The organism is Rhizobacter sp. P2_D12 (assembly GCF_056404395.1).
Genome location: NZ_JBFUEB010000264.1, coordinates 1 through 1928 on the forward strand (window position 1 = coordinate 1; position 1928 = coordinate 1928).

Consider the following 1928-nt stretch of genomic DNA (forward strand, 5'->3'; position numbering starts at 1 on the left):
CGGCGCGGCGCGCCTTCGACGACGGCCGCTGGTCGCGCAAGGCGCCGGCGCAGCGCAAGAAGGTGCTGCAGCGCTTTGCCGAGCTCATCCTCGCGGCCAAGGAAGAACTCGCCCTGCTCGAAACGCTGGACATGGGCAAGCCCATCAAGTACAGCCTGAGCGTCGACGTGCCCTCCACCGCCCGCTGCATCGCCTGGTATGCCGAGGCGGTCGACAAGGTCTACGACGAGATCGCGCCGACGCCGCGCAGCGCGCTGGCGCTGATCACGCGCGAGCCGATGGGCGTGATCGGCGCGATCGTGCCGTGGAACTACCCGATGATCATGGCCTCGTGGAAGCTCGGGCCGGCGCTCGCCGCCGGCAACAGCGTGGTGCTGAAGCCGAGCGAGAAATCGCCGCTGACCGCCCTGCGCCTGGCCGAGCTGGCGCTCGAGGCCGGCCTGCCCGAGGGCGTGTTCAACGTCGTGCCCGGCTACGGCCACGAGGCCGGCGAGGCACTGGCGCTGCACCCCGACGTTGACGCGATCGGCTTCACCGGCTCCACCCGCGTGGGCCGCAAGATGCTCGAATACGCCGGCCGCAGCAACCTGAAGCGCGTCTACAACGAGCTGGGCGGCAAGTCGGCCTTCGTCGTGTTCCCCGATTTCGACGACCTCGCCCGCGCCGCGCAGACCGTGGCCGGCAGCATGTTCTTCAACCAGGGCGAGTCGTGCAATGCGCCGTCGCGCGTGTTCGTGCACGAGAGCATCGCCGACGACTTCGTCAAGACGGTGACGGCCGAGGCGCCGAAGTACCAGCCGGGCAACCCGCTGGACGCCGGCACTGAGCTGGGCGCGCTGGTCGACGACACGCAACTGCGCACCGTGCTCGGCTACATCGAGGCCGGGCAGGGCGAAGGCGCACGGTTGGCCGCCGGTGGGCGGCAGGCGCGGCAGGCGAGCGGTGGGTACTTCGTCGAGCCGACGGTGTTCGACGGCGTGTCCAACACGATGAAGATCGCCCGCGAGGAGATCTTCGGCCCGGTGCTGTCGGTGATCCGCTTCAAGACCGAGGAAGAAGCCGTCGCGATGGCCAACGACAGCAGCTACGGGTTGCAGGCCAGCGTCTGGAGCAGCAACATCAACCGGGCGCATCGCGTGGCCCGGGCCCTGCGCGCGGGGACCGTGCACGTCAACCAGTACGACGAGGACGACATCACGGTGCCGTTCGGCGGCTTCAAGCAGAGCGGGAACGGGCGGGACAAATCGCTGCATGCGTTCGACAAGTACACGGAGCTGAAGACGACCTGGATCCGGCTCGACTGAACCGGCCGGCCATCCCCGGATTGGCATCCGGGCTACGGAGATGCCCATGAACCACTCGCAGAACGAACACCTGTTGGCCCGCAAGGCGGCCGCCACGCCGCGCGGCGTCGGCGTGCTGGGCACCTTCTTCGCCGACCATGCCGAGAACGCCGAGCTGTGGGACGTCGAAGGCCGCCGCTACCTCGACTTCGCCGGCGGCATCGCGGTGATGAACACCGGCCACCGCCACCCGAAGGTGATCGCGGCGATCCAGGCCCAACTGGAGCGCTTCACCCACACCTGCTACCAGGTCGTGCCCTACGAGGGCTACGTCGCGCTGGCCGAGAAGCTCAACGCGCTGACCCCCGGCCGCCACGCGAAGAAGACCGCCCTCTTCAGCACCGGCGCCGAGGCGGTCGAGAACGCCGTCAAGATCGCCCGCTCGCACACCAAACGCTCGGGCGTCATCGCCTTCGGCGGCGCCTTCCACGGCCGCAGCATGTTCGCGGTGGCGCTGACCGGCAAGGTGCAGCCCTACAAGACCGGCTTCGGCCCCTTCCCGCCCGAGATCTACCACGCGCCCTTCCCCGGCGAGGGCACCAGCCTCGCCGAGGTGCAGAAGGCGGTGCACCACCTGTTCAAGGC

Annotated in this window: 2 protein-coding genes; both read left to right on the plus strand. The window is 69.2% G+C overall.

Annotated elements, in window-relative coordinates:
- On the plus strand, positions 1 to 1304 hold a 1304-nt coding region (locus AC1DYN_RS32280), incomplete at its 5' end, for an aldehyde dehydrogenase (RefSeq protein WP_477966837.1).
- 46 nt (positions 1305 to 1350) lie between these two features.
- Positions 1351 to 1928: aminotransferase class III-fold pyridoxal phosphate-dependent enzyme (locus AC1DYN_RS32285; RefSeq protein WP_477966839.1), on the plus strand; the 578-nt coding region annotated here is incomplete at its 3' end.